The organism is Microcoleus sp. D2_18a_D3, from assembly GCF_036702455.1.
Classification (GTDB): domain Bacteria; phylum Cyanobacteriota; class Cyanobacteriia; order Cyanobacteriales; family Microcoleaceae; genus Microcoleus.
In genome coordinates, this window is sequence record NZ_JAUBTK010000048.1 from 1 (window position 1) to 24859 (window position 24859).

The window sequence follows — 24859 nt, forward strand, 5'->3', positions numbered from 1 at the left end:
TGATGCTATATCTGCCCATTCTTGTGACTTATTTATGCCTTCTTTAATTCCCCACTCTCAGACCTGAATCCTTACCTATGCTTGATGCTGCTCACGGGCAATTCGGCAACGTTCTGAAATATGTCGCTTGGAAATTAGGTAAAAGTGTTTTGTTTGTTGACCCGAAAGGAACTTCCCAGCATTGCTGGAACTGCCTCAATAAAGTCCCAAAAGAATTATCGGAGCGGTGGCATTCCTGTCAATGTGGGGAATCTTTAGATCGAGATGAGAATTCAGCTAAACTTATAAGGAAGATTGGTTTGAGTTACGAAAGTGGCGGGGGAACTCCGTCACTCAAAAAAGCCTTTGCAAAAAAGGAAAAAGAAGCCTGCGGTCTAACGGTACTCCGTTGACCGTCAGGTTAGTTCACAACAACCGGGAAAATATCTAGATTGAAACCAAAAACCTTAAATCGGACTTTGCCGCTAGCAAGCTTTGAGGCTGCTTACCAGTTGTTACAGCAAATGGCTGAAATCCCAGGGGCGATTTGGCTCACCGACGATGCGATCGCTGATTCTCAAAATCTGGAAAATTCGTCGGAAAGGTTTGCAGCAGTGGTATCAGAGCATTTTAGCGCGCTGCTGCAGGGCAATCTATTAGATGAGTTCGCAACCAACGGACACAAGCACAGCCAAAAAAATCTCGATTCGCAATTGAATGTGCAGTTGACTTTCGACCCCGGGGCGATCGCCAATTTCCTGTCTCCCCTCGCAGACAAACTCGCAGAAATAACGGCCGCACCCTCGTGGCAAATTGACATTCCCGCCCTCAAACAAGCAATTAAAAATATACAGCCCAACTCGGCCGTTCTTCAAAGCGAATTCACCCTAAATTTGCTGGATATTCTCGCTGCCCATGCCAGCCCAAATAATCGCCTGCCCCTACACAGCCAAACAGAAATAGAGGGAAAATCGGCGCCCAAAGTTATAGATCCAGAAACGCTACAGAGCCAGATTGCCGAAGCAGTCAATCAATTACAAATTGCCACTCCCTGCATTTCATTTTGTCAGCCAGTGGAAGATGCTTTGCAGCAGCAGCTCGAACAAGAGCGACTTTTGAATCAGGTGACAACTCAAATCCGCCAGAGTTTAGAATTGCCTGTAATTTTGTCAAAAGCAGTCGAGCAAGTGCGAGAGTTTTTGGAGGTCGATCGCCTGTTAATTTATCAATTTGAAAAAGTGCCAGCGCCGCACAAGGGCGAGTTAGCTAAAGAAATACCTGCGGCGGTTTCGGGGTCTGGCGAAATCCCAGAAAAATCCGGGTCTTACTTGTATTTAGGTCGCGTTACCTACGAAGCTTTAGCCAACGATGCTATCTCGTCTGTACTAAATTTTAGTGAAGACGCGCAGTGTTTTACCCAGGGAGTCATTGACCGAGAGAAATATCACAAAGGTTTGGCTTTGTGCGTCGCGGATGTGGAAACAACTTACTCTTCGCAGCCTTGTTTTTTAGAGTTGATGCGGCGGGCGAAGGTGCGGGCCAAGTTGCTAGTGCCGATCGTAGTTCAAGACGACTTGTGGGGGCTGCTAATTGCCCACCAGTGTACTTTTCGCGATTGGGAAGAAAGCAAAAAAACATTTTTGCGACAAATAGCAGAACATTTGGCGATCGCCATTTACCAAGCCGAACTTTATGCACAAGTCCAGCAGCAAAAGCGCACCTCAGAACAGCGCGTAATAGAGCGCACGCGAGAACTGCGCGATGCACTGGTTGCCGCCCAGTCTGCCAGCCTCGCCAAGAGCGAATTTTTGGCAGCTATGAGCCACGAATTGCGGACTCCTCTCACTTGCGTCATCGGCATTTCCGACACGCTGCTGCGGTGGTCTTACGGCAAAGTTGGCAGTAAAGAAGTTCCAGTGGAAAAGCAGCGGCAGTACCTGCAAACTATCCGAGACAGCGGCGACCACTTATTAGAATTAATCAACGATATTTTAGATTTATCGCAAGTAGAAGCTGGAAAAGCAGTATTAAAAATTAGTGAATTTTCACTTTCTAAATTAGCTTCTCAGAGCCTGCACGCCCTCAAAGAAAAAGCTGTGGCTAAAGGCGTGGAACTGCTGCAAGAACAGCGGATAAAACAAGAGTGCGATCGCTTCATCGCTGACCCGCGCCGCTTGAGACAAATTCTCTTCAATCTTTTAGGAAATGCGATTAAATTTACTCCCGAAGGTGGGCAAGTCATCCTGCGAGTTTGGGTGACAGAAGATAAAAATCGAACGCCTGCAGTGCGGCAGCCCGGTACTGCACCTGCTGGCAGTACCGCTGTTTTTCAAATCAAAGATACCGGCATTGGAATTCCCGAAAATCAGCGATCGCTGTTGTTTCAAAAATTCCAGCAGTTGGATTCCCCCTACCGCCGCGAATACGGCGGCACCGGTCTAGGATTGGCTTTAACTAAACAGTTAGTAGAGCTTCACGGCGGTGCGATCGAAGTCAACTCTAAAGTTGATGTCGGCTCTACTTTTACCGTTTTTATACCCATCCAAAGTATAACCAAAGATGAATCCACCAAATTCACCTATGAAAAATCTAATTCATCTTTACCGCTGCATTCTTCCTCCTTGCGGGGCAGCCTCGTGCTCGTCGAAGAAGATGAAGAAACTGCCATGCTGATTTGCGATATCCTGACAGTCGCAGGAATGCAAGTGGTGTGGATGATTGAAGGTTCGGCGGCGGTGGAACAAATTGAACTTTTGCAGCCCAATGCTGTGATCGTCGCTATGCGTTTGCCCGGTATGAATGGCTGCGAAATAATTCACCAACTGCGCCAAAAACCCGCTACTGAAAATATCAAAATTCTGGCTTTAAGCGCTAATGAAATTCCGCCAGCTCAGATATCTTTCGTGACGGCGGGAGCTAACGATTGTTTGACTAAACCGATTCATCCTGAGCAATTGCTTGACAAAATTATTTCTTTAATGGCCGGTACTGGTAATGGGTAATACAATTTTAGATTTTAGATTTTAGATTTTAGATTTTGGAATGACTCATTGGATATGGGTTGGGATCTGGTCTACAGTTACATACTTTTTTTTGAACTGGTATAATTTGTAATTCCCAATTACCAATTCCCCATCCCCAATTCGCTATGATTAATTGTCAAATTCCTACAGGATTAATTGTTTCTTGTCAAGCACCTGCTGATTCGCCGCTGCACGATCCGATCGTAATTGCGGCAATGGCTCAAGCCGCCATCAATCGAGGTGCATCGGGCGTGCGGATTGACACTCCGGCTCACATTGCAGCGGTGCGAAAACAGATATCCGCTCCCATAATTGGGATTTGGAAGCAGGAATTGCCGGGATGCGAGATTTACATTACTCCTCGGTTTGAAGACGCGCGGGCGATCGCCGATTCTGGAGCCGATATTATCGCCGTTGACGCTACTTTGAGAAACCGTCCTGCTGGCGGCGAAGACTTAAAGACATTAATCGCGCGCATTCACAGCGAATTGGGCAAATTAGTGATGGCGGATGTAGATACAATAGAAGCTGCGATCGCGGCAGCCGAAGCTGGTGCAGATACTGTAGCAACTACTCTTTTTGGCTACACTGCTCAGACGAAAAATTTCTCGCCGCCCGGATTTGATTTGCTTGCGGAAATGGTAGAAAAGCTTAAGGTTCCCGTTATCTGCGAAGGCGGGATCGCTGGGCCGGAAATGGCTAAAAAAGCCTTGGATTTAGGAGCGGTGGCTGTTGTTGTGGGGACAGATATTACTGGGATTGATATTAAGGTGACAGCCTATAAGTCGCTGATGGGGAAGTAAGTTCGGCAACGGATTGTTATAACGGATGTAACGGATAGAAGGCAGTTCGGCAACGGATTTTTTAACGGATGTAACGGATAGAAGGCAGTTCGGCAACGGATGTAACGGATGTAACGGATAGAAGGCAGTTCGGCAACGGATTTTTTAACGGATGTAACGGATAGAAGGCAGTTCGGCAACGGATTTTTTAACGGATGTAACGGATGTAACGGATGTAACGGATTGTTTAACGGATGTAACGGATGTAACGGATAGAAGGAAGAAGGGAGAAGAAATATTCGGCGATTTCAATCGCTTGTAAGCACACGAAACGCGCCAGCTAAGGATGGGAAATATCGGGCGATTTCCATCGCCCTTTATCAGGGGAAGTTGCTAAATCAGTGCGCCGTTGATAAAGCTGCTAACTACAGCCAAGGCGATCGCCCCCAGTACCGCGCTCCAAAGGCCCATCCGCAAACTAAATCCTTCAACTAACTTCGCAGCCGAGGCAAAAACAATCACGTTCATTACAAAAGCAAACACGCCGGAAAGCAACCCCAGCGTCAGTAGGTTCGGCACGAAAAAAACTGCTTTCAGAATTGGCAAAATTAAAACATTCAACATTCCCAAAACCGCAGCGGAAATTACTGCTTTCGGTGTGCTGTCAATTTGTACGCCGATCGGCAGTTGAGAAATTAGCAGCAAGCTGCTGCCCGTCACCAGCCAAGCAATCAAAAAATCGATCGGTTCCACAGCGCTCGTACCTCCTTAACAGTTGAATTGTCAAAAAAACCTGATATTTAATATCTACCTTAATCAAGCAATCCGGCTGATTCGTCTACCAACGGGCCGAATTTATGTCTGTCACTAAAGAGTGAGAAGTTATAATCGGTGTATCATCGGCAAAATAATCCGGATGGGAACCGTATCAACCTGTTAGTTGAATAAAAAGAGCAGATTAATTAATATGGCTGGCGATTTTTCTTTTAACTCTAAAATCCGATTCGACAAAAATGGCTTGGACAATGCTTCACGGCAACGCAGCCGATCGCTCCAAGTTATGATTTTTATGCTGATCGTCACTACCTTGATGGCGCTACCAATATTTCGTCTAGCCGAATTGCAACTGATACAGGGAGCCTACAACCGACAGCGGGCGGAAAATAACCGCATTCGCCCTGTTTCAGTCCCAGCTACTCGGGGTCAAATTTTAGACCGCAACGGCAAAATTTTTGCGGCCAGCCGCGTATCTCGATCGGTCTATGTGTGGCCAAAAGAGCGATCGGCCAAGGAGTGGCAAGAGATCGCCGCTACACTGGGCCCGATCGTCAAAGTCCCCGCGGCCGAAATTATCAAAAAAATCGATGGAGCTGGCTACAGATCAGCCCTGCCAGTGCGAATTAGTAAAGATATCGATGTCGGTACTTTCGTCGCGTTGGGAGAACAAGCTAATACTTTGCGGGGAGTTGAAATTCGCGTAGAATCGAGCCGTGACAATCCCCACCAGCAATTAGCAGCTCACCTTTTGGGATACGTCGGCGAAGCTAGTTTAGAGCAATTAAAAGCTAATCCTGCATATCCGATGGGGATGCTCGTCGGTCAAATGGGAGTTGAAAAATTAGCCAATTCAACTTTAGAGGGCGTTTGGGGAAACCGTTTAATCGAGGTGAATGCTAAGGGCGAGGAAATCCAAGATTTAGGTGTAAAAGACCCTATTCCCGGCAAACCGGTGCAGCTAACTTTAGATTTAGATATGCAGAAAACTGCGGAAAAAGCTTTGGGCGATCGCCTGGGTGCAGTTGTGGCGATCGACGTAAAAACCGGAGCTCTTTTAACAATGGCTAGTTGGCCGACATTTGACCCCAATATTTTCACCCGCAAGGTGACTCAAACAGAATGGGATCGGCTGCAAGGGCCAGAAAAACCGTTTTTAAATCGAGCCGTTCAAGGTTATCCAGTCGGTAGCACTTTTAAAATTGTCACTGCTATAGCGGGGATGGAGTCGGGCAAGTTTTCTCCTGACTCGACTTTGGGCACTTCTTCTTCAATTAACATCGGCGGAATTTCTTTTAACGAACACAGCGGCGGTTACGGTGTTATCGGTTTCCGCGATGCTTTAGCCTACAGCAGCAATACGTTTTTCTATCAAGTAGGCATGGCTGCCGGCCCCGAAGAAATGGCTAAAGCAGCTAAAAAAATGGGCATTGGCGGTACTATTAATTTAGAGCTTTTGGGGTTAGAATCCGCCAATCACGGTCAAGTTCCGATACCCGCAGAGAAACAGAAAATGTATGGGGAAGATTGGTATGTTGGCGATACGGTAACAATGTCGATCGGTCAAGGTTTGGTACTTTGTACTCCCTTAGAATTGGCTGTGATGGTGTCAACTGTTGCTAATGGCGGTTATCGAGTTCAGCCGCATTTATTGGCTTCTCAAACCAACACTCCTATTACCAAAAAAGTTCCCACAGGTATTAAGCCTGCAACTTTGAATGTAGTTCGCCAGGGATTGATTGACGTGGTAAAAAAAGGTACTGGCAAACGCCTGAATGATGGTACTATTCCTTTAAGTGCGGGCAAAACAGGAACGGTGGAAATGCCCGGTCATCCTGACAATTCTATGTATGTGGGTTTTGCTCCTGCTGACAAACCGGAAGTTGCGATCGCAGTTATAGTTGAAGGCGGCGGATTTGGTTCTGTATCGGCGGCACCAATTGCTCAAGAGGTATTCCGAACCTATTTTCAAAAGCAGGGTTTTAAACCTACTAATAAGCCTTTCTAGTCATGAGTTAATAGTTGACTGTTGACTGTTGACTGCTGACTGTTGACTGCTGACTGTTGACATTTTGTCCAATACTTCGATCGCACTTTTCCCAGATATCTGGGAAAAGTGCGATCGCTCAAAAGTTTTCCCCTACCAATCGTCTCACTTCCAGGGTCGATAAATTCATCATTTGCGCTACCTGTTCCAGACTCCTTCCAGAATTTAAGAGTTGAGTTACTAGCTGGCGCAATGTTGACTCCGCGGCCAGTCGTCCCAGGTTTTCTTCCTTGTGAGTCTTCAAAAACTCACCCGTTTCAGGAACTCTAAACCTCAATTCTCCTGAAATTAGATGCAATTCCAGTCCCAGCACTTCACTGAACAACCACAGCGTATCGAAAGCGATATTGTTGGCTGCAATCGGCTCATACTGATTGTTTATTAGACGTACTCCCTGTAAAATCGGATTTAGGTAATCTCCCGACGGATCGTACTGAAAATATTCCCTAACTCCCAAAGCCCGATAAATTTCCGGTTTAGTTTCTTGGTCTTTCGTCTGAGTTGTTTCCGAAGTAATTTCTAACACAAAATCGGGAGTAATTCCCCCTTCTTCCCAAACTTTATAATTATCCCTTTTGCGGTTGGTCACTCCAAACACCACATAAATATCCGGAGCAACAACCGCTTGGTTGTTCCCTTGTTCATAATAAATGAAAGAATTAGCTGACACGTAAACATCAGAACGTTCTTGAAAATAAAGCTTGACAGCTTCTACGCTGTAAGTCATGTAATCGCGCGTGATGTCGCTTTCAGCCATCGGCTCTCCGTCGCTGCTGGGATATTCAATTTCTACTTGTTCGACTTGAGTTAAAATTGTCATTTTTCAATTTTCCTCAAAGTTAATTAATTTAATGGTAGCATTCTGTCGAATTTGAGAAAAGTTCAATATCCTAAAAAAAATCAGCAGCGGTAAGGTCTGCACTGCACACCTACATAATTAGGTGCTGCGTCCTGGACTGTAAGGCTGGTCAGATGGTGTACAGATACAGACTATTTAAATTCTAATTAATCCCTCTGTCTAAAATAATCATTTCCGAACCAACAACGGGACTTCTAGCTATTAACTTGCCTTCCATATTCGCAATTTCTAGCTTGCTGAAATCGAGTGAGTTAGCCTCCTTCCACATCTTCGTTGCTAGTTGATTTTGCTCAATTTCGCTGAGTTTGTACCAATCTTCAGCGACTTTTACTGTCAAAATGCTGCTGGCAAAATTAGCTTGAACAGACTCAACTAAACTACCACCCAGTCGATTCTTAATGTCAGTAACTTGATTTTGAATCGCAGCAATTAGAGATTGTTCGGGCGTCAGCGGTGGCGGTGGGATAATTTCTACTGGTTGCGGTTTTTCCGGCGCCACTAAATCGGGCAACTTGCTTTTGAAGTTAGCAGAGATTGGCTCAGATGGTACGATCGCCTCTGGGGATTTCGGCGTTCCCGATGCCAGAAAATCATCAAAAGTTTGCGGCGACTGCTGCGCTGCTGGCAAAGGCACTTTTGCTACTTTCTCCGGCGGTTTTGGGGAGAAACTGTTGAGAGTTAAACCGACTGCAACGATTAGAATTGCTGCTATGGCGGCGTTTAAAATTGGATCGGACAGCTTCTGGTTCGTAGATGGTGGCAGTAGCGATCGCACTAGCCGCACAATACTTTGCCAAAGTACACCGACGTTCTGTAAAAAGCTCCCTTCCCTGCGTTGGGATACAGGCTTTTTATCAACTTTTACAGCAACTTTTGGTGGCACGCTGTTAACTTCCGCAGCAACAGCCGCAGGAGTTACTGTTGCTGAGTCAGAAGCGGTGGGCGCGATCGGCTTTACTTGCTGCAAGGGGGGTTCGGCTGGTAATTTTTGGCCTTTTTTTCCCAAGTTCCCAATCGATGCCATCAAAGTTTTGATTCTCTGATTTTTGGGAACCGCGCTGCTGGCATTTTGAGTTTTGCTGCCAGTGGGGGCAGACTTGGCGGCCGAATCAACCTCCGGTGTCGGAGATTGAGAGGGTTCTGGAGTTGACTGGTTTAGTTGTTCTTCTGACATTTTCTCTGCCTTGGGGCGTTGCAAATATATCTAAAAGCGATAAATTTTTAGTTGAGCCATCTCAACCTTAATTTATCATTTCATTAGTTGTAACTGAATCAAAATGAGCATCAAACGCCGTCACTTTCTAATTTTAGGCAGTCTCAGCAGCTTAGGTTTGGCCGGAGTCTGGAAAATGTTTCAGCTTCGGAGTGCCTGGGGTACAGACGCCAACGCTGCTGCGCCTTCTAACGTTGAGGCAGAAAGGACGATCGTCGCTTTGCCGGCCTCACCGCCTATTTTACGCTTTATTTCGGTAGCCGACACCGGTACCGGCGCAGAAGGTCAGTATGCTGTCGCTGAGGCGATGGCGCAATATCACCGGGAAAACCCTTTTAATGTTACTGTTCTCGCCGGCGACAATATCTACAATAACGGCGAAATTGAAAAAATTAATGCTGTTTTCGAGCGACCTTATCAGCCCTTATTACAGCAAGGTGTAAAATTTTATGCTTGTCTGGGAAATCACGATATCCGCACTGCTAACGGCGATCCGCAAGTTAAATATGCGGGTTTTAATATGCAAGGTCGCTACTATACTTTTCGGCGAGATCCAGTACAGTTTTTTGCTTTAGATACCAATCACAATGCGGATTGGAACAATCAGCTTGTTTGGCTGGAAAAAGAGTTGAGTCAGAGCACCGCACCTTGGAAAGTTGTGTTCGGCCACCACCCGATTTATTCCTCTGGCGTGTACGGATCGGATCAATCTCTTATTAAGACTTTGACACCTTTGTTTCAAAAGTACGGCGTGCAGCTTTATATCAACGGACACGAGCACAGTTACGAACGCACTCGCTCGATTAACGGTACGACTTATTTAATTTGCGGTGCTGGCGCGGGCACTCGTCCGGTGAGTCGTTCTGAGTGGACGGAGTATTCTGCTAGCCGGCTGAGTTTTGCGACGTTTGATGTCTATGAAGACCGGATTTTTGTCAGTTCTATCGGTACTGACAAACGGGTTTTCGACCGAGGGGTGATTCAAGTGCGATCGGCTTAATTCAAATTATATTCAGGAGGCAACAAAATGAATAGGGGTTTTAGAGCCAATAAAACGGGTTTTGTTTTAGAAACAACTGTAGAAGGTACGTTGAGAGGCCACGGATATCTCGAAATATGTCCCCAGTTGCCGAAAAAGCGCAAGCGAGATTGGCTCTTAATCTCTACTGAAAATCCCAAGCGATATGCTAAACAGGTTTATATCGGGTCTAGCATTTATGAAACTGAAATAAATGTCGATTTTTATATTGTTGGTTGCGGTTTGTTTCCTCTGGGTCTAATTGTTGAGTGCAAGTGGCAAGAAGACAAAGGTTCAGTAGACGAGAAGTATCCTTACCTAAATTTAAATATTAAAAATTGTTATCGGGTGCCAACTATTGTTATAGTGGGCGGTGATGGTATGAGACAAGGTTCGATCGACTGGTTTAAAAAACAAATTCCTGACAATCAAAATCTGTTGGCAGTTCACAAGCTCGAAGGTTTCATTACCTGGGCTAACAAATATCTGTAACAGGACTTACGGAACTTTGCCTCGTGTGGGGCAACCACGTATTGCTCCTACAAAATATGCTTAATTAGAGACTTTGCTTAAGTAAGATTTAAAATGAACGTATTAATAATTCTTTGATTTTTCCGCGCTTAAAACTATTAGAATTAATTCCCCTAGATGCTGATATTTCAATGAGTTTTGGCAGAGATTTATTTGGGAAAAGTTGAGGATCGCTGTAGATTTTTTCGATAAAATCGCAGTTTGAATTAGACAGCATAACTTTCACGCCCCGTTCTGCTAGTTGGGCAAAAATATCTCTCAGTTTAAGCTGTTCCGATTCTTTGAAATTATCCCGGCTGTAAGTCGTGAAGTTACTGGTCGCACTGATTGGATAATAAGGCGGGTCAAAATAAACAAAGTCTTCGCTGCTTGTAGCAAAATCCAAAATTTCATCGAATTTTCTGACTTCAATTTGAGCGGGCGCGAGTAAAGATGAGACCGATCGCAGTAAATCTGCTTGACAAATGTTAGGATTTTTGTATCGACCTATGGGAACATTAAATTCACCTTTTGAGTTTTCTCTGTAGAGGCCGTTGTAACAAGTTTTATTTAGGTAAATCAGGCGTGCTGCTTTTTCTGTATCTGTTTTGTAGGAGCGCGATCGCACCCAGTAATAATAATCTTTATTGGCCTTGGTATGTTCTAAGTGATGCTCCTCTAAAAGTAGAATCAGCTCCTCAACTTTATCCCTGACACAGCGATAAGCATTAATCAACTCAGGATTAATATCTGTTAAAACAGCTTGCAAACCAGGGTGCTGCTGTGCTAAGTAAAAAAATACAGCTCCGCCCCCCAAAAAAGGCTCGTAGTAAGTGGTGAACTTTTCAGGAAAATAAGGTTGATATTGTCCAATCAACCGAGTTTTGCCTCCTGCCCATTTCAGAAAGGGACGTGGCAAGACGAAAGAAGGTGCGGAAGCAGACATTTATCTAGAAATAACGGCCCTATAATATTTATCACAACTACAACTCAATAGACATACTTCTGAAGTTGTTACCGGAGGTCGCGTGGCATTAAACAGAGAGTGCAGGAGCGATCGGCGAAAAGTTTTCGTTAGAATTATATATGTCAGCCTCGCCGGCAAAAATGCCCGATCGCCCGATCGGCAGATTTAGCTCCGGCTGTGCCAAAATTGTCTAACTCGCTCACAAGTGTTACCAGTCAAAGATTGTGCTGTGACACTTTACCCCACCAAGCTCATGCAAGATTTTATTAATAACGTCTCTCGCTACCCGCGCTTTTTCATTACGATATGCCTGGGAATTTTCTTTTTCCTGTTCGAGCGACTCAAACCCCTGCTCGATCGACCGGCAACTGCGATCGCCCTGATTAGTTCGATTGTAGCGACTTTTGTCTTTCTAACTTTTACACTGCGGGCTATGTTAGGCCTGAGTTCGGTTTAAAGCCTGCGCTTGAACGCAAACATCAACTGCAAATTCAGTTAACACACTAACTCCCAAAGTAACTGCCAACTCTTGCAGGCGATCGCACACTTGACAATAGTCGCTGCGATACATTGGAAGAGGAAAAAAATTGCGCTAGTTACGCCCGCGCTGCTCAACCAAGCCGCAGGCAAACATTACCGAAGTGCAGGACAAGCGTTTGGGGCTATCAACATTCACTGGGGAAATACTGCACCTCTGTTTCCCCGGTGTCCCACTTAATCATTAGGAAGCGGCACACCCCGCCCCGCTTTCCTCTCCCGTTAACCTGACGGTATCACGAGAGTTTCCAGCGGACAAGACAGATGAAGTTTGAACATATCTATCAATTTTTTCAAGACCCCCCTCCTGTTTATCTAAACAAGGAACTAGCGGTGTGTTACATTCTTTCCGTGTTATTGCGCGGAGATTCCTACGGTACAGAACTGATTGGCCAACTAGAGAGGGAATTCCCCATCTACCGACTTTCTGATACCGTTCTCTACAGCGCTTTGAAATTCCTCGAAGATGAAAGTGTAATTACCGGTTACTGGAAAAAAGTAGAAGGACGAGGCCGCCCCCGCCGGATGTATCAAATCCTCCCTGAGTGGCGGCACCAAGCTCAAGACCTCGCTCGTCTGTGGCACGAGTACATTGGTCAGGGAAACGGCGCGTCAGAGCGTCGTTCCCGCGCCTTAGAAACTGGTCAGACGGGTTAACCGAGTTTGAATCGGATGCCTAAACCCTGGAGATGCTGGCGCTACTTGCAAAGCGATTTGCCTGATTGCCTTCGCTTTGCTCGATCGCCCGCCGCACACCGATTAAAGCAGCTACACAACGTCAGGACTTACGCACGGTCACTTGAGAATTAGGGATGATGGGGAGATAGGGGAATTGGGTGATGGAGAGCAAAACGCCTTGCAGAAGAAGCTTTCTGCGAATTTTGGTAAAAAAGTGTCTGCGTAAGTCCTCGATCGCTTTTTTATGTAAAGTTCTGTAAAGTAATAGTAGATAATTTCAATTACACAAACTTCTACCGATGGATACTGCTGTTCTTCCTTCTACCTTTGTGCTGACGCTACTGCTGGCTGTTGGCTTGTTTTTCTTCATCAAGGCTTCAGTCAAAGATCGAATCGAACAAGTCAAGCTGGCTTCCGAGAGCGCCCAAGAGTCACTGTTAACCGACTTACAACAGTATTTTGCCCAGAGAGCTTACCGAGTTGCAGCCGTCGATGCCCCCAACTATAAAGTCACGTTTGAGGGTTTTGTCAGGCCGAGTTGGTTTCTAGCTATTTTTCTAACTCTGCTGAGTGCAGGCGGCGCTCTGTGCTTGGGACTGGTTTTGGGAATGCTAGTTCCCCAACAAGGTCAAATTTTCCTAGCTTTGGTACTGCTGTCCCCGCTGGCGGGGGTATTTTATTGGAAAAAAGCTGGACGCTCTGAGCAAGTCTCGCTCAAACTCGAATCAGTTGCTGAGTCGGGAAGCCCAACCAAGAGCTTTGTTACTGTCAGAGCTCACCGGGATGAACTAGCAGCCATGCAAAAAGCTTTAGATTTGAAACCGATCGATTAAAAGTTTGACGCGGAACGTTTTTTGATATGCTAGATGCCGTAGTTAGACTTCTAGCTGACAAACCCATAACTCAAGAGCGGCTTTCTCGTTGATAAACCCGTGGCTGTTTTTTTGATCCACTTGTTCGATAGACAAAACAGTCAATCAAAAAAAACCATTATCGTGAAAGTGCCAATTGTGGCGATCGCCCTTGGGCTGCGATCAAGCCTGTTGCGATGGCTCCTTATACCCTAATTCATAAGGACTTTTCGCAGAAATTTCAGTTGGCACTCTCCAGACAATGAGAACTCTCGCGCTTTTGTTAAAAGACTTAGAAAAACATTGCCGTCAATGTTTTGAGCTAAACATTTTGAGCTATGCGCGGCTGGCTGACACCACAGGAATTTTTTCTGTGGTAGCTTCCAACATCACCTTTAAGCTGGGAAACAAGAAATGGTTTTCTTCTACGTATTGGGCTCCAAATAAACCTTTTTCAGCCCAGAAGTATCTGTCAGTGGTATGCTCGTTACGCTTGACTAACAGCAAAGCTGGGGGAGCAATGCCTTCTGCATGGATGAACTTGCGAGCCGCTGTTACGGGTTTATCTTCGCCACTCTCGATGCTATATTGAGGCACACACTCTAAAATTCTGCGTCCTTCTTGTCGGCGGCGACTCTTGCGTTTGCGTCTCCTGGCCAATTTCTTTACCTCCTCTGTGAGCAGACAGTATGAGCAGACAGGTTGTAATGATAGCTACCAAATCCGAGGCCAGTATATCCGTTCTAGCTCAAAAAATCAACTGTTTTTAATATATCGACATAATCTTAACATTCGTGCCGATCGACAAAAGTGTAGCGGTTGTGGTATGGTTGGCCGCAAGTTCCGCCAAAAGCCAAGCTTGGGGATCGGTGGAAGCTGCGCCGACGGCGATGCGGGGCAATTTTGGTTCATGAAAGCCCCATGCCTTCAACATAGCTGTCTTCTATCAAAGGGAATAAATCTGAAATATAGAAGTCTCTCATCAGTAATCGGTGGCCGATCATTTGTAATTTACTTAGAATTCCGTTAGATATCTTAATGATGTGGCGCTCATGTTAATGCCAGCCAGTTCAGAATTTGTCAAACTTTGCCGCTCGCAGGTAGCCATCGCCGTTAGTTTGGGAGCGAAATTCAGCGCGGTATACCTGACACAAGAGTTGGTAGAAGGCAGCGAAGCAAAGTTGGTGCCGATCTCCGTTTACCCAGAAACCTCAGCCGAATCGGAAGAAAATCAGGGGTTGAGGTTGCAATCTTCCGAAAGCTCGACAGTGAAACAGGTACCGCGACTGCTGGCGCCGCCTGTTGGGTCTGTGGAAGAATCAACGGTAGAGGCGATCGCACCCGATCGACTTCCGGGAAAGGAGCGCACTTCCCATCAGTGCCAAGGCCCGGAGAATGTGTGGCAGCAGCGGATGCAAATTGTGACGCCTCTGATACACGAGGGAGCTGTAATGGGACTTCTAGTCAGCGGTAGGCAAGACAGGCCTTGGAACGAGCGAGAGGAGGCTCAGATACAACAAATTGCTCGCACCTTAGCCCTAGCCTGCATTTTAGACCAGCGATCGCAGTGGATGCAGCAGGAATTGGGTACGAGTCGGCAAATCCAGGCTCAGGTTTACGACACGATGCACAATTTGCTGCATCAGTTCAAAAGTCCGCTGACAGCGTTGCGAACTTTTGGCAAGCTGTTAGCACGGCGGCTGGTACCCGAAGACAAAAACCGCAATGTGGCTTTTAGTATTGTCCGAGAGAGCGATCGGCTGCAAGAGTTGCTCGGCCAGTTCGATCGAACTGTTGACACCGGCGAAGCACATCTAAAACTGCGATCTGGCACTTCAGAAAAAGCAATGTCCAATGTGGAATCAATCCGGCATTCTCCTCTGTCGCTGTCACCTGCGGCCAATTTGCAGGAATCCTGTTGTTTTGTGGCAGAAGTCTTAAAACCGCTGTTAATTTCCGCCGAGGCGATCGCATCCGAAAGGCATCTGAAATTGGTAGCCGACATTGAGGCGGATTTGCCACCAGTCTCCGCGAACGATCGAGCTTTGCGCGAAGTTTTGAGCAATTTAATTGACAATGCTTTGAAATATACCCCTGCAGGCCGCCAAATTTATATTAAAGTAAGGTACAAAGCAGCGGATGGCGATCGGGCAGGATACAGCCAATTGCCTGCCATAGCAGTTGCCGTCAGCGACACAGGTTCCGGCATTCCCCCCCAAGATTTAGAGCATTTATTTGAGCGGCACTACCGGGGAGAAAAAGCGCAGACAGAAATTCCCGGCACAGGATTGGGTTTGGCGATCGCCCGCGATTTAGTCCGCCAAATGCAAGGAGAAATAGAAGTATTTTCCCCAGTCAATCCTGAATGGCTGCCCTCGGCGGAAACTCATTTATATCCAACCAATCGCGGCACTACCTTTGTGGTTTGGCTACCCGTGAATAAGTAACGAACTCTATTGCTTAGAGACATTTTTTATGAAGCCTCTACCTTTATTTGATAAAAATTCCAAGTTTTCAAATTCTTTAAAAGTTTTCAAGAAGAACTTTTTGGGTGTACCGTTTTTAGCTGCTTTTAACATTCTGACTGTTCTGATTTTGGGCGCGCTGAGCGTATACGCCAAACTCTACAACCAGGGAGACGGAGTTGAACGCCTGTTTAGCGATCCTTTTAATTTCTGGTTCCCTTACGAAGGCATTCTCACCGGAGTTTCCGAAGTCCTATGGTGCATCCCAGTCGCAATTTGTGCATTTACTTTCGGAGTGGTGCGCCAAAAAGAGCCGCGGAGTCGATCGGCGATCTTCTTATTTTTTAGTGCTTTACTACTCGGAGTCTTTTTCCTGGATGACAGGTTTCGGATGACTTTGATTCTTTCTCGATTGGGAATATCTAGCAAATTAATTAATTTATGTTATGGTAGTGCTGTTTTCCTTTACGGAGTTAAGTTTTGGCGATACATCAAAACCACTCCTTACCTGCCATTAGTCGCAGCATTCCTCTTGTTTGCTATCTCACGCTTTGAGGATCGTTTGGAGTCTCAAAGTCTAGGAGTACACGCGATGTTAGAAGATGGCACTAAATTATTAGCCCTTCTGAATTTAACACTGTATTTTTGGCACGTATGTCATCAAGAAATAGGGCGACATTTGCATCTGAGGGAAGAACGTTGAGCAGATGATATTACAAAAAAAGCCGTTGCTCAATTAGGGTATCACTAAGCAACGCGGGCGATCGCATAGGAGCCAAATAATTTCTTTGATTTTGATATGGAATTGAAAGAGCGGCAGATTTTAGATAGTGAATTAAAAATCGAAGGGAATGTCTTAGCAACAAGTTGCCTGAGTGAGAATAACAAATATTTTTTGGTTTCACACGAGCTAAATAATGTCTTAACCTTGTATTTTCGCCCTCAACTATTGTGATACAGCATATTCCATGTAGATGTAGATCGCGAGAAACCGGGTTTCGAGCAACAGAATCAGTAATGATACGAGAACTGTAAAGAAACCCCGTGAGAGCGCGGTGCACTTCATAAACGTGGAATACGCTGTATATGGAATATGCTGTATTTTTACGACACAGTTGGTAACGTCTGCGAACATATTGTTAAAAAATATAGCGGTTCTCAAGCGTTGTGAGGTATGGGGGCTATGTCCTATGCCCTATGCCCTATGCCCTATGCCCTATGCCCTATGCCCTATGCCCTATGCCCTATGCCCGCGTGAGCACCTCATGTTACTGAGAAAGGCTATATATTGAAAACCAATACAATTACAGCGTATCCCAGCTTGATGAAGTGCAGCTTTAGACACGGCAATGCCATTCCCCTACGGGGATTGAGCCCTCAGGGGTTTACTTCATAAACCTGTAATCTGCTCTAAGTTAGAAGAATGTGGCTAAAGCCGCAGTGGCTATCCCGACCCCAGAAAGGGAGGACTTGCTGCGGGGAAAAATTCAGTCATAATTTTGATTAATGAGCAATTACCAATTAGCAATTACCCTATTCTCAGGCAACTGAAAAACGGTATACGATCAATTCAGCCCGATGAGTTTTCTAGGCATTCGCTAGGGCGGCGATCTTAGTGCATTTACAGATAGTCGGCAGCTCAATAATAAACTGCGTTCCCTGCTCTGGCTGAGAAATACACTCCAATTGACCACAGTGCTTTTCTATTAGAATTTTTCGGCTAATTGACAATCCCATGCCTGTACCTTTTCCTATGGGTTTAGTAGTAAAAAAGGGAGTGAAAAGTTTAGCCCGAACTGTTTCTGTCATGCCCAAACCATTATCCGCAATTGTTATCAGGATGCGGGAATCCGAGCTAATGTTGTCATGGGAATTGCCTGGTACAACTTCAGTCCGAATCAAAATCTGGGGGTGAAAAACTGCACCATCTCCTCTTTCTCTACTTAGCCGCTCTTCTAAAGCATCTATAGCATTCGCTAAAAGGTTCATAAACACCTGATTGAGCTGACCGGCATAACAGTTCACCAGCGGCAATGCACCATAGTCTTTGATCACATTAATAGCAGGGCGATCGGACTTAGCCTTTAGTCGGTGTTGTAAGATCATCAAAGTGCTATTAATGCCTTCGTGGATATCTACTGATTTAATTTCAGTTTCATCCAACCGAGAAAAATTGCGTAGAGAGTGAACAATATTGCGAATGCGTTCGATCCCTAACTGCATGGAAGAAAGCAATTTTGGTAAATCATCTATGATAAATGGCAACTCTCCATCTTCTATTTCATGGATAATTTCTGCTTCGGGTTGCGGGTAATACCTTTGGTAAAGATTCACCATATTAATGAGTTCTTTAATATAGTCGTTGGCGTGGGAGAGATTGCCGTAAATAAAGTTAACCGGATTGTTAATTTCATGAGCGACACCTGCAACTAATTGACCGAGACTAGACATTTTTTCACTTTGAACTAGCTGGAGTTGTGTTTCTTGGAGTTCTTTGACAAAATGATCTAAGGCAACAGATTTTTGGTGCTCTTTTTCTTCACTGAGACGGAGTGCTTTCTCTACTTGTTCGCGTCGCTCTATTTCAGCCTGCAAACTCTGACTCAGAGAAAAACTTCTCAAAGCTGTTAGAATCGTAGTGTATAGCTTTGATGTCGTTAATTCAGTTTTAGTTTTATAGTCATTAATATCGTAATTGATAATAATGCTTTTTTCAGGTACTTGTCCGGGTTGACCCGTGCGTAAAATAATTCGCACTAAATGATTGCCTAAAACTTCTCGGACATATTTAACAAAGTTTAAGCCAGCATCATCTGTTTCCATAATTACATCAAGTAAGATGATGGCAACATCAGGGTTTTCTTGGATTAGCTGTCTAGCTTCACGAGCGGAGTAAGCATTAATGAAGGTTAAAGATTTATTTTCAAAGACAAACTTCCTTAGTGAAATTTCGGTAGCGGTGTGAACTTGAGCCTCATCATCTACAACTAAAATTTTCCAGCTTTCCCTCACTTTTTCTTCTGTGGTTTCATCTGCAAACAATATCTCGTCATCCGAGTCCATTACTTCGGCAAAGTATACTGTTTCTGGAGATGGTGGAGTTAAGAAATCGTCAAAATCACTTTTCATTGCTGTACACCTTTATTTTTTACTAATGTGTAGGTTTGAAGTTAGAAAACCTGTTAAGCAAAAGGCAGAAGGGAGAAGAGTTAGACAGCAACCTTTTCAGTCATCCTTATTTTACTTTTAATGAGGTGGACTTACTTAGTTATCTTGGCCAGGAAATCGGAATTGTAACTCTACATTGGTGAATCAAGTTGCATCGGTAATTTAATAATAAACTTGGTTCCTCTTCCCACCTCACTTAGACATTCAATTTCACCTTTTAGTTTTTGGGTGACTAAATTGTAAACAATATGTAACCCTAACCCACTGCCACCTTGACCACGCTTAGTGGTAAAGAATGGCTCAAAAATTTTACTTAAGTTTTCTGGGGGAATACCTTTACCTTCATCGGCGTATTCAAACCTTAGCCGATTGCCTTCTTGCTCCCAAGCAAAGATTAGTTCCCCAGAAATCCCTGGTTCGTAGGCATGAATCAGAGAATTGATTAGCAAGTTTGTCACAACTTGGGACAAGGCTCCTGGATAAGAATCTATAGCAATTTTGCTATCTCCCTTAATTTTAAGCGAATGTGGGCTATTTTTCAACTTTGGTTTTAATTGTAATAAAATTTCATCAAGATAAGGTCTGATCTGGAAAGTACGCCGTTCTTCGCTAGAGCGATCGACTGCTACTTGCTTAAAGCTTTGAATCAAGGCTGCCGCGCGCTCTAGGTTAATTAGAAGTGCCTTACTGCTTTGGGTAGCAATATCGACAAATTCTTCTAAATCCGATCGCTTCATTTTGCCACTTTTATAAAGAGATGCAAATTCTGTGGTATTTTCTGCCAAAGCTGAAGCAACAGTGACACCCACTCCGATGGGTGTATTAATTTCATGGGCAACACCAGCAACTAATCCTCCCAGAGATGCCATTTTTTCAGATTCGACTAGCTGAGTTTGGGTGGCTTTTAAAGCCTCTAGGGTGTTAGATAATTGTTGAGTCCGATCGCTCACTAATTGCTCTAAGTTTTGATTAAACTCCTGTAAATTTTTGTAAAGTTGAGCATTCTCAATGGAAATAGCAATTTGGGCAGATAACAGTTTTAACAATTCTAGGCGATCGGTAGTAAAAGCCCCTTCAGTCAGGTTATTTTCCAAATAAAGAATGCCTGTCAGCTTACCTTGGTGCAGCAGAGGAGTGCAAAGAATAGACTTCGGTTGAGTGGCTGCAATATAAGGATCGCGGGTAAATTGTCCCTCTTGAGCCGCATTATTTAACACCACATTTTCCTGAGTGCGAATCACATAATTGGCGATCGCACTTGCAAGCAAAGGAGTACCCCCAGAAGCTGCTGTTGGATTGAGAGGAAGCGATTGCAGCACACTAACTTCATCCTCCTGCACCGAACCTTCCGCCTCAATCGCCCAGTTTCCCGCTTTTTCTAAAATCAAAAAACCTTTTTGCGCCCCCGCATTCTCGATCGCAATTTTCATCAATCTTTCCAGCAACCTACTCAAAACTATTTCACCCGAAATCGCTTGAGAAGCTTTCATCACCGTAGCTAAATCTAGCGTCTCACCCAAATTACTGCTAGTAGTCGCCGTCGTTGTGCGGTTAACCTTTGTTTGAGTAGTTGTCTTTCCTGATGTTCTCACTATTAATTGGGGATATTTTTCCTCCAAACTCTCAACTTTACGTTTAGCCCCCCAGTATTGGTAGCCATAGTGGGCTTTAGTCAAGTAGATGTGGGCAAATTCTTCTTTGTCTTTCCCCAACCAGAACTTAGCAGCCAGTTCCGCCGCCAGCGCTTCATTCTGAATAAAATCATACTCTCTAGCCTCAGCTATCGCGCGATCGTACAAATCCATCGCCTCCAAATCTCGACCTGAAATTCTCGCCATTTCTGCCGCCACCAGCGAGAACTTATGTGCAAAACTTTCCGAGCAGTTGTCCGCCCAAACTTTGATTTGTTTCTGATTAGCTTCTAATTGCTGCCAGTAATCTGTTCGCTCCGATTCAGAAACCTCTGAATACAGAGCCGTTAAGATCAGACAACGGTAAAAATAATGGTGAGCACTAGAAATATGACCCATCAAATAATCGATCAGCTCTGCCGCGCGTTCAGATGCTTCTAGCGCCTCACTATACTGTTCGTAAAGATATAAAGTCTGCGCTTTTAAAACATAAAACTCGCACAGCGCTGCCATGCTTTTACGGCCCTGAAAATTTTCTAAATGCTGTTGTTCGCTAACTTCATCCTCTTCGCCCATCAAATTTAAAAGGGCTATTTTATTAGCAATAATAATATCAATAGCCCACAAATTTTTAGTGTGATAGCAGAAATGGAGCGACTTGCCAATATCTTCCAAAAGGTTATTCAAATTCATACCCTGGAAGAAATAGGTAATGGTTTGAAACATCCGGTTATAACCCGTCCATTGCAAATTGCCCGATTGCAAGCCAACTTTATAACCTTCGTTATTAATTTCCGCCGTAGTTTTGAGCGGTCTCACCCAGCAGTTTAAGTAATTGGCAAAAATCACACTATCTTGGCAGTTTTGAGACAAGTTATTTGAATTTTCGCTCAGTGTCAGAGCGAGTCTGCCAAACTCATAAGCCGATTGGTAATCCCCTAAAATTGAATTCAGGATAATTCCATAACATGAATAGCAGTAAGACCCTCCCGCTACAAAACCGTACTTGAGAGAAAGGTTAATCGCTTTAATCACAGTCAACTTCCACAGTTCTTGAGATGAAAAGAACGTTAGCGGCCCCATGTTACCCAATAATTTCATAGCCATTTGTTGAGCCGGATCTTTCATCTTTTCGGCATTAATTAATGCAGCAATTTCTTGGTTAGCCAAGTTGGCTTTAGCTGCCGCCATTTCCGCATTAACCGCCTCGCTTAAATTATCTTCAGCCAAGTCTATGCCCAGCAATTGAAGGGCTTTTAATCCAGATTGAATTGCTTCTTGATATTTACTTAGCAGAGTGTACTGCACGATCAAAATGTTGTAAATTTCGGCTTTTTCTAGATCAGATTTAGCCTGGGCAAAGGCCACTTCTATTAAAGCTTCTGATTCTTCAAAATTGCCGTTTAAATATTCGGCTTCGGCTAGCTCCTTATGAAAGGTAAAAGCTAGTTCGTAGGATTGTTGCCAAATATCGCCCGGTAAAAGTTCTAGACCGAATTTTAAGTAATCTCTGGCAGCAGCATAAGCCGTTGCATCTTTGGCTTTGCGAGCGGCTGTTAAATTTAAAATAGCTAGTTCAGTTTTCTCGCCTTCATCAATGATTAAATTCCGACCCGAATTTAAATGATCGGCAATTTCAAAAATTCTTTCGGCTCGTCGCTCAGGAGAAATATTTGCCAGTAACAGACGACCAATTTGTAGGTGAATTGCTGTTTGCAGTTTTGAGTCAATTAAAGCGTAACCTGACTGCTGCACGCGGTCGTGCAAAAATCTATAAGTAGTAATTACCAAGTCGGAGTTAATTATTTCTGATTCGGTAGCACCTAACTCAGAAGTAGTTAAGATTAATCCCTCTTGGATGGCTGGCAATAGTTCTTGAAACGTGGCTCCCCAAGATTTTTCATTAATAATTGAAAGAGTGTTTAAGTCAAAACTATTACCCACGCAAGCAGCCAAACGCAAAACTTGCTGAGTTGATTGGGGAAGTCTTTTCAATTTCCCAATCATCAATTCAATGACGTTATCAGTAATACCTACGGATTCAATTTCGGAAATATTCCAATCCCAGTTTCTTTCATGAAAATTGAATTTCAGCAGGTTTTCTTGATAGAGAGTTTTGAGAAACTGATTGACAAAAAAAGGATTGCCTTGAGTTTTACTGACCACTAACTCGGCGAGGGGGAGCGCTGATTTTTGGTCTTTACGCACGGTATCAGTAATTAAGTTAACTATGTGGTGAAGGTGTAAGGGAGCTAAAGTAATTCGCTCGATTCTTGCACCTTCATTTTGCAGCTCGTCCAAAGTCATCATTAAAGGATGAGATGGGTTAACTTCGTTGTCTCGATAAGCACCAATTAGAAATAGATAGTTGGTTTGCTCATCTGCGAGCATTACTTGTAGCAATTTCAATGTAGCGGCATCAGCCCATTGTAAATCGTCGAGAAAGATGACTAAGGGATAGTCAACTGAACAAAAGACGCGGATGAATTTTTGAAATACTAAATTAAAGCGGTTTTGTGCTTCTGTAGCGCCTAATTCTTGTACGGCAGGCTGTTGGCCAATGATTAATTCTACTTCAGGAATGACATCGACAATGATTTGACTATTAGCGCCAACAGCAGCTAATATTTTTTCTTTCCAGGTATTGAGTTGATTTTCGCTTTCTGTTAAGAGTTGCTTGACTAATGATTGAAAGGCTTTGACAACTGCGGCGTAAGGGATATTTCGTTGAAATTGGTCGAATTTCCCGGCAATAAAATAACCTCTCGCTTTAGTAATTGGTTTATAAACTTCTTGTACTAAGGCGGATTTTCCTATGCCAGAGTAACCGGATACTAGCATCATTTCGGTGCTGCCTCTGCTGACTCGCTCAAAGGCTGCTAATAAGGTTTCAACTTCTGTTTCTCTGCCGTAGAGTTTTTGAGGTATTTGAAACTTATCTGTAATATCTTTTTGGGCGATGGCAAAATCTGCAATTCCTCCCGTAGTTTTTAATTGTTCTAGGCATTCTTCTAAGTCAGCGATAATTCCCCAAGGGCTTTGATATCTGGCTTCAGCGGTTTTCGCTAATAGCTTCATCACAATATTAGAAACAGCTTTAGGAATTTCTAGATTGATTTGGTGGGGCGGTACTGCCTGTTTGGCAATGTGACAGTGGATTAATTCCATTGCATCGCTGTAATCCCAGGGCAATTGCCCCGTTAGCATTTCGTAAAAAGTGACTCCTAATGAGTAAAAATCAGTGCGGTAGTCTATCGCTCGGTTCATTCTGCCTGTTTGTTCCGGCGATATATAGCTCAGAGTGCCTTCTAAAACATTAGGATTTTTCAGGCTAGGATTTTCGCGCTTTAAAACAGTAGAGATGCCAAAATCTATAATTTGAACTCGCCCTGTGCTTGAGTTGATAATAATATTGCTGGGATTGATATCTTTATGAATAATTTTATGTCGATGAATTTCACCTAAAGCCCTGGTTGTTTTAATAGCTGTTAATAAAAACTCTTCTAAGGTAAGTTGGTGAGAAGCCAACCAGAGCTTTAATGAGTCTCCACCACAATCCTCGAAAATGATAGCCAAACTGTTATGGTATCTTTCTAAGCTGTAGGTTTGAGGGACACTTTCTAGGTTAAGATTGTGTGTGATTTCGTATTCCTGCTTGTATCTGACTAACGAAGCTGGCATCGGATAATCTTGTTTGAGAAATTTGATAATTACCGGTTTTTTGTCTTGCTTCCTCAGTCCCCGGTAAACTAAAGAATTATTACTTTCATGGATTTGGTTGGTAATGTCGTAGCCCGGTAAGTTAATCATTCTTACATCCTCTTGTCAGTATTAATACTCAATTATTTTTTAGCAATTGTTAATTAATTAAGTAAATGTATCCTCTAATACATAATAATATCCTAAAATTTAAGAAAAACTTCAGTGTAAAAAGAAAAGTTATTTTTTATTAACATTTCTTAAAAATAAGAGGGCTAAACATTCCGGTCAGGAGTCCGATCGCTCTACAGTTTCCTGCAAAATCCGGCAAAACAGAGTGAAGTGCGATCGCCGTTAGTCTTCATAGGAGATTTGGGCCTTGCATAATTAGAGTATAAATAGGGGGAATCACCATACAATGAAAGCGAGTGCAAATTAACCCATATCCGTAAAAACACTAAGAAAAAAGGAAAACAGAACCACATTTGTGTCAAATGTAGCTGTCAATCGATCGCTGATTATGACTCCCACGCCTTGTTACAGCAAGACTGTGAAACCGGAATGCCTAAAAATGTAGGTCAATCGTATAGGTTTTCGGGCAATTAACGAATCAAGGTAGTTCATTACACCACCCTAATAAATTCGGTAACACTTGTGG

At 44.0% G+C, this 24859-nt stretch carries 21 protein-coding genes and 1 pseudogene; 11 read left to right on the forward strand and 11 right to left on the reverse strand.

The features are described 5' to 3' along the window. Positions 1–77: 77 nt before the first annotated feature. The 3 genes from QUB06_RS20765 (at position 78) to QUB06_RS20775 (ending at position 3805) form a co-directional block, all read left to right on the forward strand. Positions 78–392: a zinc ribbon domain-containing protein gene (locus QUB06_RS20765; RefSeq protein WP_333436857.1), complete on the forward strand. Its 315-nt coding sequence runs from the start codon at positions 78–80 to the stop codon at positions 390–392. A 39-nt stretch (positions 393–431) separates the two neighbouring features. Next, positions 432–2981, forward strand: coding sequence for an ATP-binding protein (locus QUB06_RS20770; protein ID WP_333436858.1), 2550 nt, complete (start codon positions 432–434; stop codon positions 2979–2981). Between the two features lie 146 nt (positions 2982–3127). Then, complete coding sequence (locus QUB06_RS20775; RefSeq protein ID WP_333436859.1) at positions 3128–3805, forward strand: N-acetylmannosamine-6-phosphate 2-epimerase; 678 nt, start codon at positions 3128–3130, stop codon at positions 3803–3805. Positions 3806–4177: 372 nt separating this feature from the next. Here the strand turns inward: QUB06_RS20775 and QUB06_RS20780 are convergent, their stop codons facing one another. Beyond that, positions 4178–4537 carry a phage holin family protein gene (locus QUB06_RS20780; RefSeq protein ID WP_333436860.1) on the reverse strand — a complete coding sequence of 120 codons (360 nt, stop codon included), beginning with the start codon at positions 4535–4537 and terminating at the stop codon, positions 4178–4180. Positions 4538–4751: 214 nt separating this feature from the next. On the opposite strand from QUB06_RS20780, the gene mrdA reads away from it, so the two are divergent. Continuing rightward, positions 4752–6566, forward strand: coding sequence for a penicillin-binding protein 2 (mrdA, locus tag QUB06_RS20785; RefSeq protein ID WP_333436861.1), 1815 nt, complete (start codon positions 4752–4754; stop codon positions 6564–6566). Here the strand turns inward: mrdA and QUB06_RS20790 are convergent. From QUB06_RS20790 to QUB06_RS20800, 3 genes are all read right to left on the reverse strand, one after another. After that, complete coding sequence (locus QUB06_RS20790; RefSeq protein WP_333436862.1) at positions 6563–6688, reverse strand: hypothetical protein; 126 nt, start codon at positions 6686–6688, stop codon at positions 6563–6565. The two genes, mrdA and QUB06_RS20790, sit on opposite strands and share 4 nt — an antisense overlap. Beyond that, positions 6685–7425 carry a Uma2 family endonuclease gene (locus QUB06_RS20795; RefSeq protein ID WP_333436863.1) on the reverse strand — a complete coding sequence of 247 codons (741 nt, stop codon included), beginning with the start codon at positions 7423–7425 and terminating at the stop codon, positions 6685–6687. The genes QUB06_RS20790 and QUB06_RS20795 overlap by 4 nt, the downstream gene beginning before the upstream one ends. A gap of 181 nt (positions 7426–7606) precedes the next feature. Continuing rightward, positions 7607–8638, reverse strand: a complete 1032-nt coding sequence (locus tag QUB06_RS20800) for a hypothetical protein (RefSeq protein ID WP_333436864.1) — start codon at positions 8636–8638, stop codon at positions 7607–7609. A 103-nt stretch (positions 8639–8741) separates the two neighbouring features. Between QUB06_RS20800 and QUB06_RS20805 the strand changes: the two genes are divergently transcribed. Both QUB06_RS20805 and QUB06_RS20810 read left to right on the forward strand, forming a co-directional pair. After that, on the forward strand, positions 8742–9677 hold the full coding sequence (locus tag QUB06_RS20805) for a metallophosphoesterase (protein WP_333436865.1): 936 nt from the start codon (positions 8742–8744) through the stop codon (positions 9675–9677). Between the two features lie 27 nt (positions 9678–9704). Further along, a complete protein-coding gene (locus tag QUB06_RS20810) occupies positions 9705–10187 on the forward strand; it encodes a PD-(D/E)XK nuclease superfamily protein (RefSeq protein WP_333139600.1) in 483 nt (160 codons plus the stop codon). Positions 10188–10275: 88 nt separating this feature from the next. On the opposite strand, the gene QUB06_RS20815 is transcribed toward QUB06_RS20810, so the two are convergent. Continuing rightward, positions 10276–11151 carry a DNA adenine methylase gene (locus tag QUB06_RS20815; RefSeq protein WP_333436866.1) on the reverse strand — a complete coding sequence of 292 codons (876 nt, stop codon included), beginning with the start codon at positions 11149–11151 and terminating at the stop codon, positions 10276–10278. Between the two features lie 274 nt (positions 11152–11425). On the opposite strand from QUB06_RS20815, the gene QUB06_RS20820 reads away from it, so the two are divergent. After that, on the forward strand, positions 11426–11629 hold the full coding sequence (locus QUB06_RS20820) for a DUF751 family protein (RefSeq protein ID WP_190657763.1): 204 nt from the start codon (positions 11426–11428) through the stop codon (positions 11627–11629). Here QUB06_RS20820 and QUB06_RS20825 read toward each other — a convergent pair. After that, on the reverse strand, positions 11609–11743 hold the full coding sequence (locus QUB06_RS20825; protein WP_333319966.1) for a hypothetical protein: 135 nt from the start codon (positions 11741–11743) through the stop codon (positions 11609–11611). The two genes, QUB06_RS20820 and QUB06_RS20825, sit on opposite strands and share 21 nt — an antisense overlap. 230 nt (positions 11744–11973) lie before the next feature. On the opposite strand from QUB06_RS20825, the gene QUB06_RS20830 reads away from it, so the two are divergent. Both QUB06_RS20830 and QUB06_RS20835 read left to right on the forward strand, forming a co-directional pair. Continuing rightward, complete coding sequence (locus QUB06_RS20830) at positions 11974–12366, forward strand: PadR family transcriptional regulator (protein WP_333436867.1); 393 nt, start codon at positions 11974–11976, stop codon at positions 12364–12366. Between the two features lie 320 nt (positions 12367–12686). Further along, the gene (locus tag QUB06_RS20835; protein ID WP_333139608.1) at positions 12687–13220 is read left to right on the forward strand and encodes a cofactor assembly of complex C subunit B; all 534 of its coding nucleotides are present in this window, start codon (positions 12687–12689) and stop codon (positions 13218–13220) included. Positions 13221–13574: 354 nt separating this feature from the next. Here the strand turns inward: QUB06_RS20835 and QUB06_RS20840 are convergent, their stop codons facing one another. Next, positions 13575–13898, reverse strand: a complete 324-nt coding sequence (locus QUB06_RS20840) for a DUF3155 domain-containing protein (protein ID WP_006635576.1) — start codon at positions 13896–13898, stop codon at positions 13575–13577. A 106-nt stretch (positions 13899–14004) separates the two neighbouring features. Next, positions 14005–14172: a hypothetical protein gene (locus QUB06_RS20845; RefSeq protein ID WP_333436868.1), complete on the reverse strand. Its 168-nt coding sequence runs from the start codon at positions 14170–14172 to the stop codon at positions 14005–14007. 118 nt (positions 14173–14290) lie between these two features. On the opposite strand from QUB06_RS20845, the gene QUB06_RS20850 reads away from it, so the two are divergent. Next, positions 14291–15685 (forward strand): sensor histidine kinase, encoded by a 1395-nt coding sequence (locus tag QUB06_RS20850; RefSeq protein ID WP_333436869.1) that lies wholly within the window; start codon positions 14291–14293, stop codon positions 15683–15685. 28 nt (positions 15686–15713) lie between these two features. Beyond that, on the forward strand, positions 15714–16406 hold the full coding sequence (locus QUB06_RS20855) for a hypothetical protein (RefSeq protein ID WP_333436870.1): 693 nt from the start codon (positions 15714–15716) through the stop codon (positions 16404–16406). Positions 16407–16416: 10 nt separating this feature from the next. Here QUB06_RS20855 and QUB06_RS20860 read toward each other — a convergent pair. From QUB06_RS20860 to QUB06_RS20870, 3 genes and pseudogenes are all read right to left on the reverse strand, one after another. Continuing rightward, positions 16417–16659: pseudogene (locus QUB06_RS20860) on the reverse strand (hypothetical protein); the annotation flags it as partial. Positions 16660–17290: 631 nt separating this feature from the next. Beyond that, the gene (locus QUB06_RS20865) at positions 17291–18832 is read right to left on the reverse strand and encodes an ATP-binding protein (RefSeq protein ID WP_333436871.1); all 1542 of its coding nucleotides are present in this window, start codon (positions 18830–18832) and stop codon (positions 17291–17293) included. A gap of 170 nt (positions 18833–19002) precedes the next feature. After that, positions 19003–24312, reverse strand: a complete 5310-nt coding sequence (locus tag QUB06_RS20870; RefSeq protein ID WP_333436872.1) for an ATP-binding sensor histidine kinase — start codon at positions 24310–24312, stop codon at positions 19003–19005. Positions 24313–24859 lie beyond the last annotated feature (547 nt).

What these genes read in the sequence shown, in the direction of transcription:
- QUB06_RS20765 (WP_333436857.1), top strand. Translation starts at nt 78, where the DNA reads ATGCTTGATGCTGCTCACGGGCAATTCGGCAACGTTCTGAAATATGTC.
- QUB06_RS20775 (WP_333436859.1), top strand. Translation starts at nt 3,128, where the DNA reads ATGATTAATTGTCAAATTCCTACAGGATTAATTGTTTCTTGTCAAGCA.
- mrdA (WP_333436861.1), top strand. Translation starts at nt 4,752, where the DNA reads ATGGCTGGCGATTTTTCTTTTAACTCTAAAATCCGATTCGACAAAAAT.
- QUB06_RS20795 (WP_333436863.1), bottom strand. Translation starts at nt 7,425, where the DNA reads ATGACAATTTTAACTCAAGTCGAACAAGTAGAAATTGAATATCCCAGC.
- QUB06_RS20800 (WP_333436864.1), bottom strand. Translation starts at nt 8,638, where the DNA reads ATGTCAGAAGAACAACTAAACCAGTCAACTCCAGAACCCTCTCAATCT.
- QUB06_RS20805 (WP_333436865.1), top strand. Translation starts at nt 8,742, where the DNA reads ATGAGCATCAAACGCCGTCACTTTCTAATTTTAGGCAGTCTCAGCAGC.
- QUB06_RS20810 (WP_333139600.1), top strand. Translation starts at nt 9,705, where the DNA reads ATGAATAGGGGTTTTAGAGCCAATAAAACGGGTTTTGTTTTAGAAACA.
- QUB06_RS20815 (WP_333436866.1), bottom strand. Translation starts at nt 11,151, where the DNA reads ATGTCTGCTTCCGCACCTTCTTTCGTCTTGCCACGTCCCTTTCTGAAA.
- QUB06_RS20820 (WP_190657763.1), top strand. Translation starts at nt 11,426, where the DNA reads ATGCAAGATTTTATTAATAACGTCTCTCGCTACCCGCGCTTTTTCATT.
- QUB06_RS20825 (WP_333319966.1), bottom strand. Translation starts at nt 11,743, where the DNA reads ATGTATCGCAGCGACTATTGTCAAGTGTGCGATCGCCTGCAAGAGTTG.
- QUB06_RS20830 (WP_333436867.1), top strand. Translation starts at nt 11,974, where the DNA reads ATGAAGTTTGAACATATCTATCAATTTTTTCAAGACCCCCCTCCTGTT.
- QUB06_RS20835 (WP_333139608.1), top strand. Translation starts at nt 12,687, where the DNA reads ATGGATACTGCTGTTCTTCCTTCTACCTTTGTGCTGACGCTACTGCTG.
- QUB06_RS20845 (WP_333436868.1), bottom strand. Translation starts at nt 14,172, where the DNA reads ATGTTGAAGGCATGGGGCTTTCATGAACCAAAATTGCCCCGCATCGCC.
- QUB06_RS20850 (WP_333436869.1), top strand. Translation starts at nt 14,291, where the DNA reads ATGTTAATGCCAGCCAGTTCAGAATTTGTCAAACTTTGCCGCTCGCAG.
- QUB06_RS20855 (WP_333436870.1), top strand. Translation starts at nt 15,714, where the DNA reads ATGAAGCCTCTACCTTTATTTGATAAAAATTCCAAGTTTTCAAATTCT.
- QUB06_RS20865 (WP_333436871.1), bottom strand. Translation starts at nt 18,832, where the DNA reads ATGAAAAGTGATTTTGACGATTTCTTAACTCCACCATCTCCAGAAACA.
- QUB06_RS20870 (WP_333436872.1), bottom strand. Translation starts at nt 24,312, where the DNA reads ATGATTAACTTACCGGGCTACGACATTACCAACCAAATCCATGAAAGT.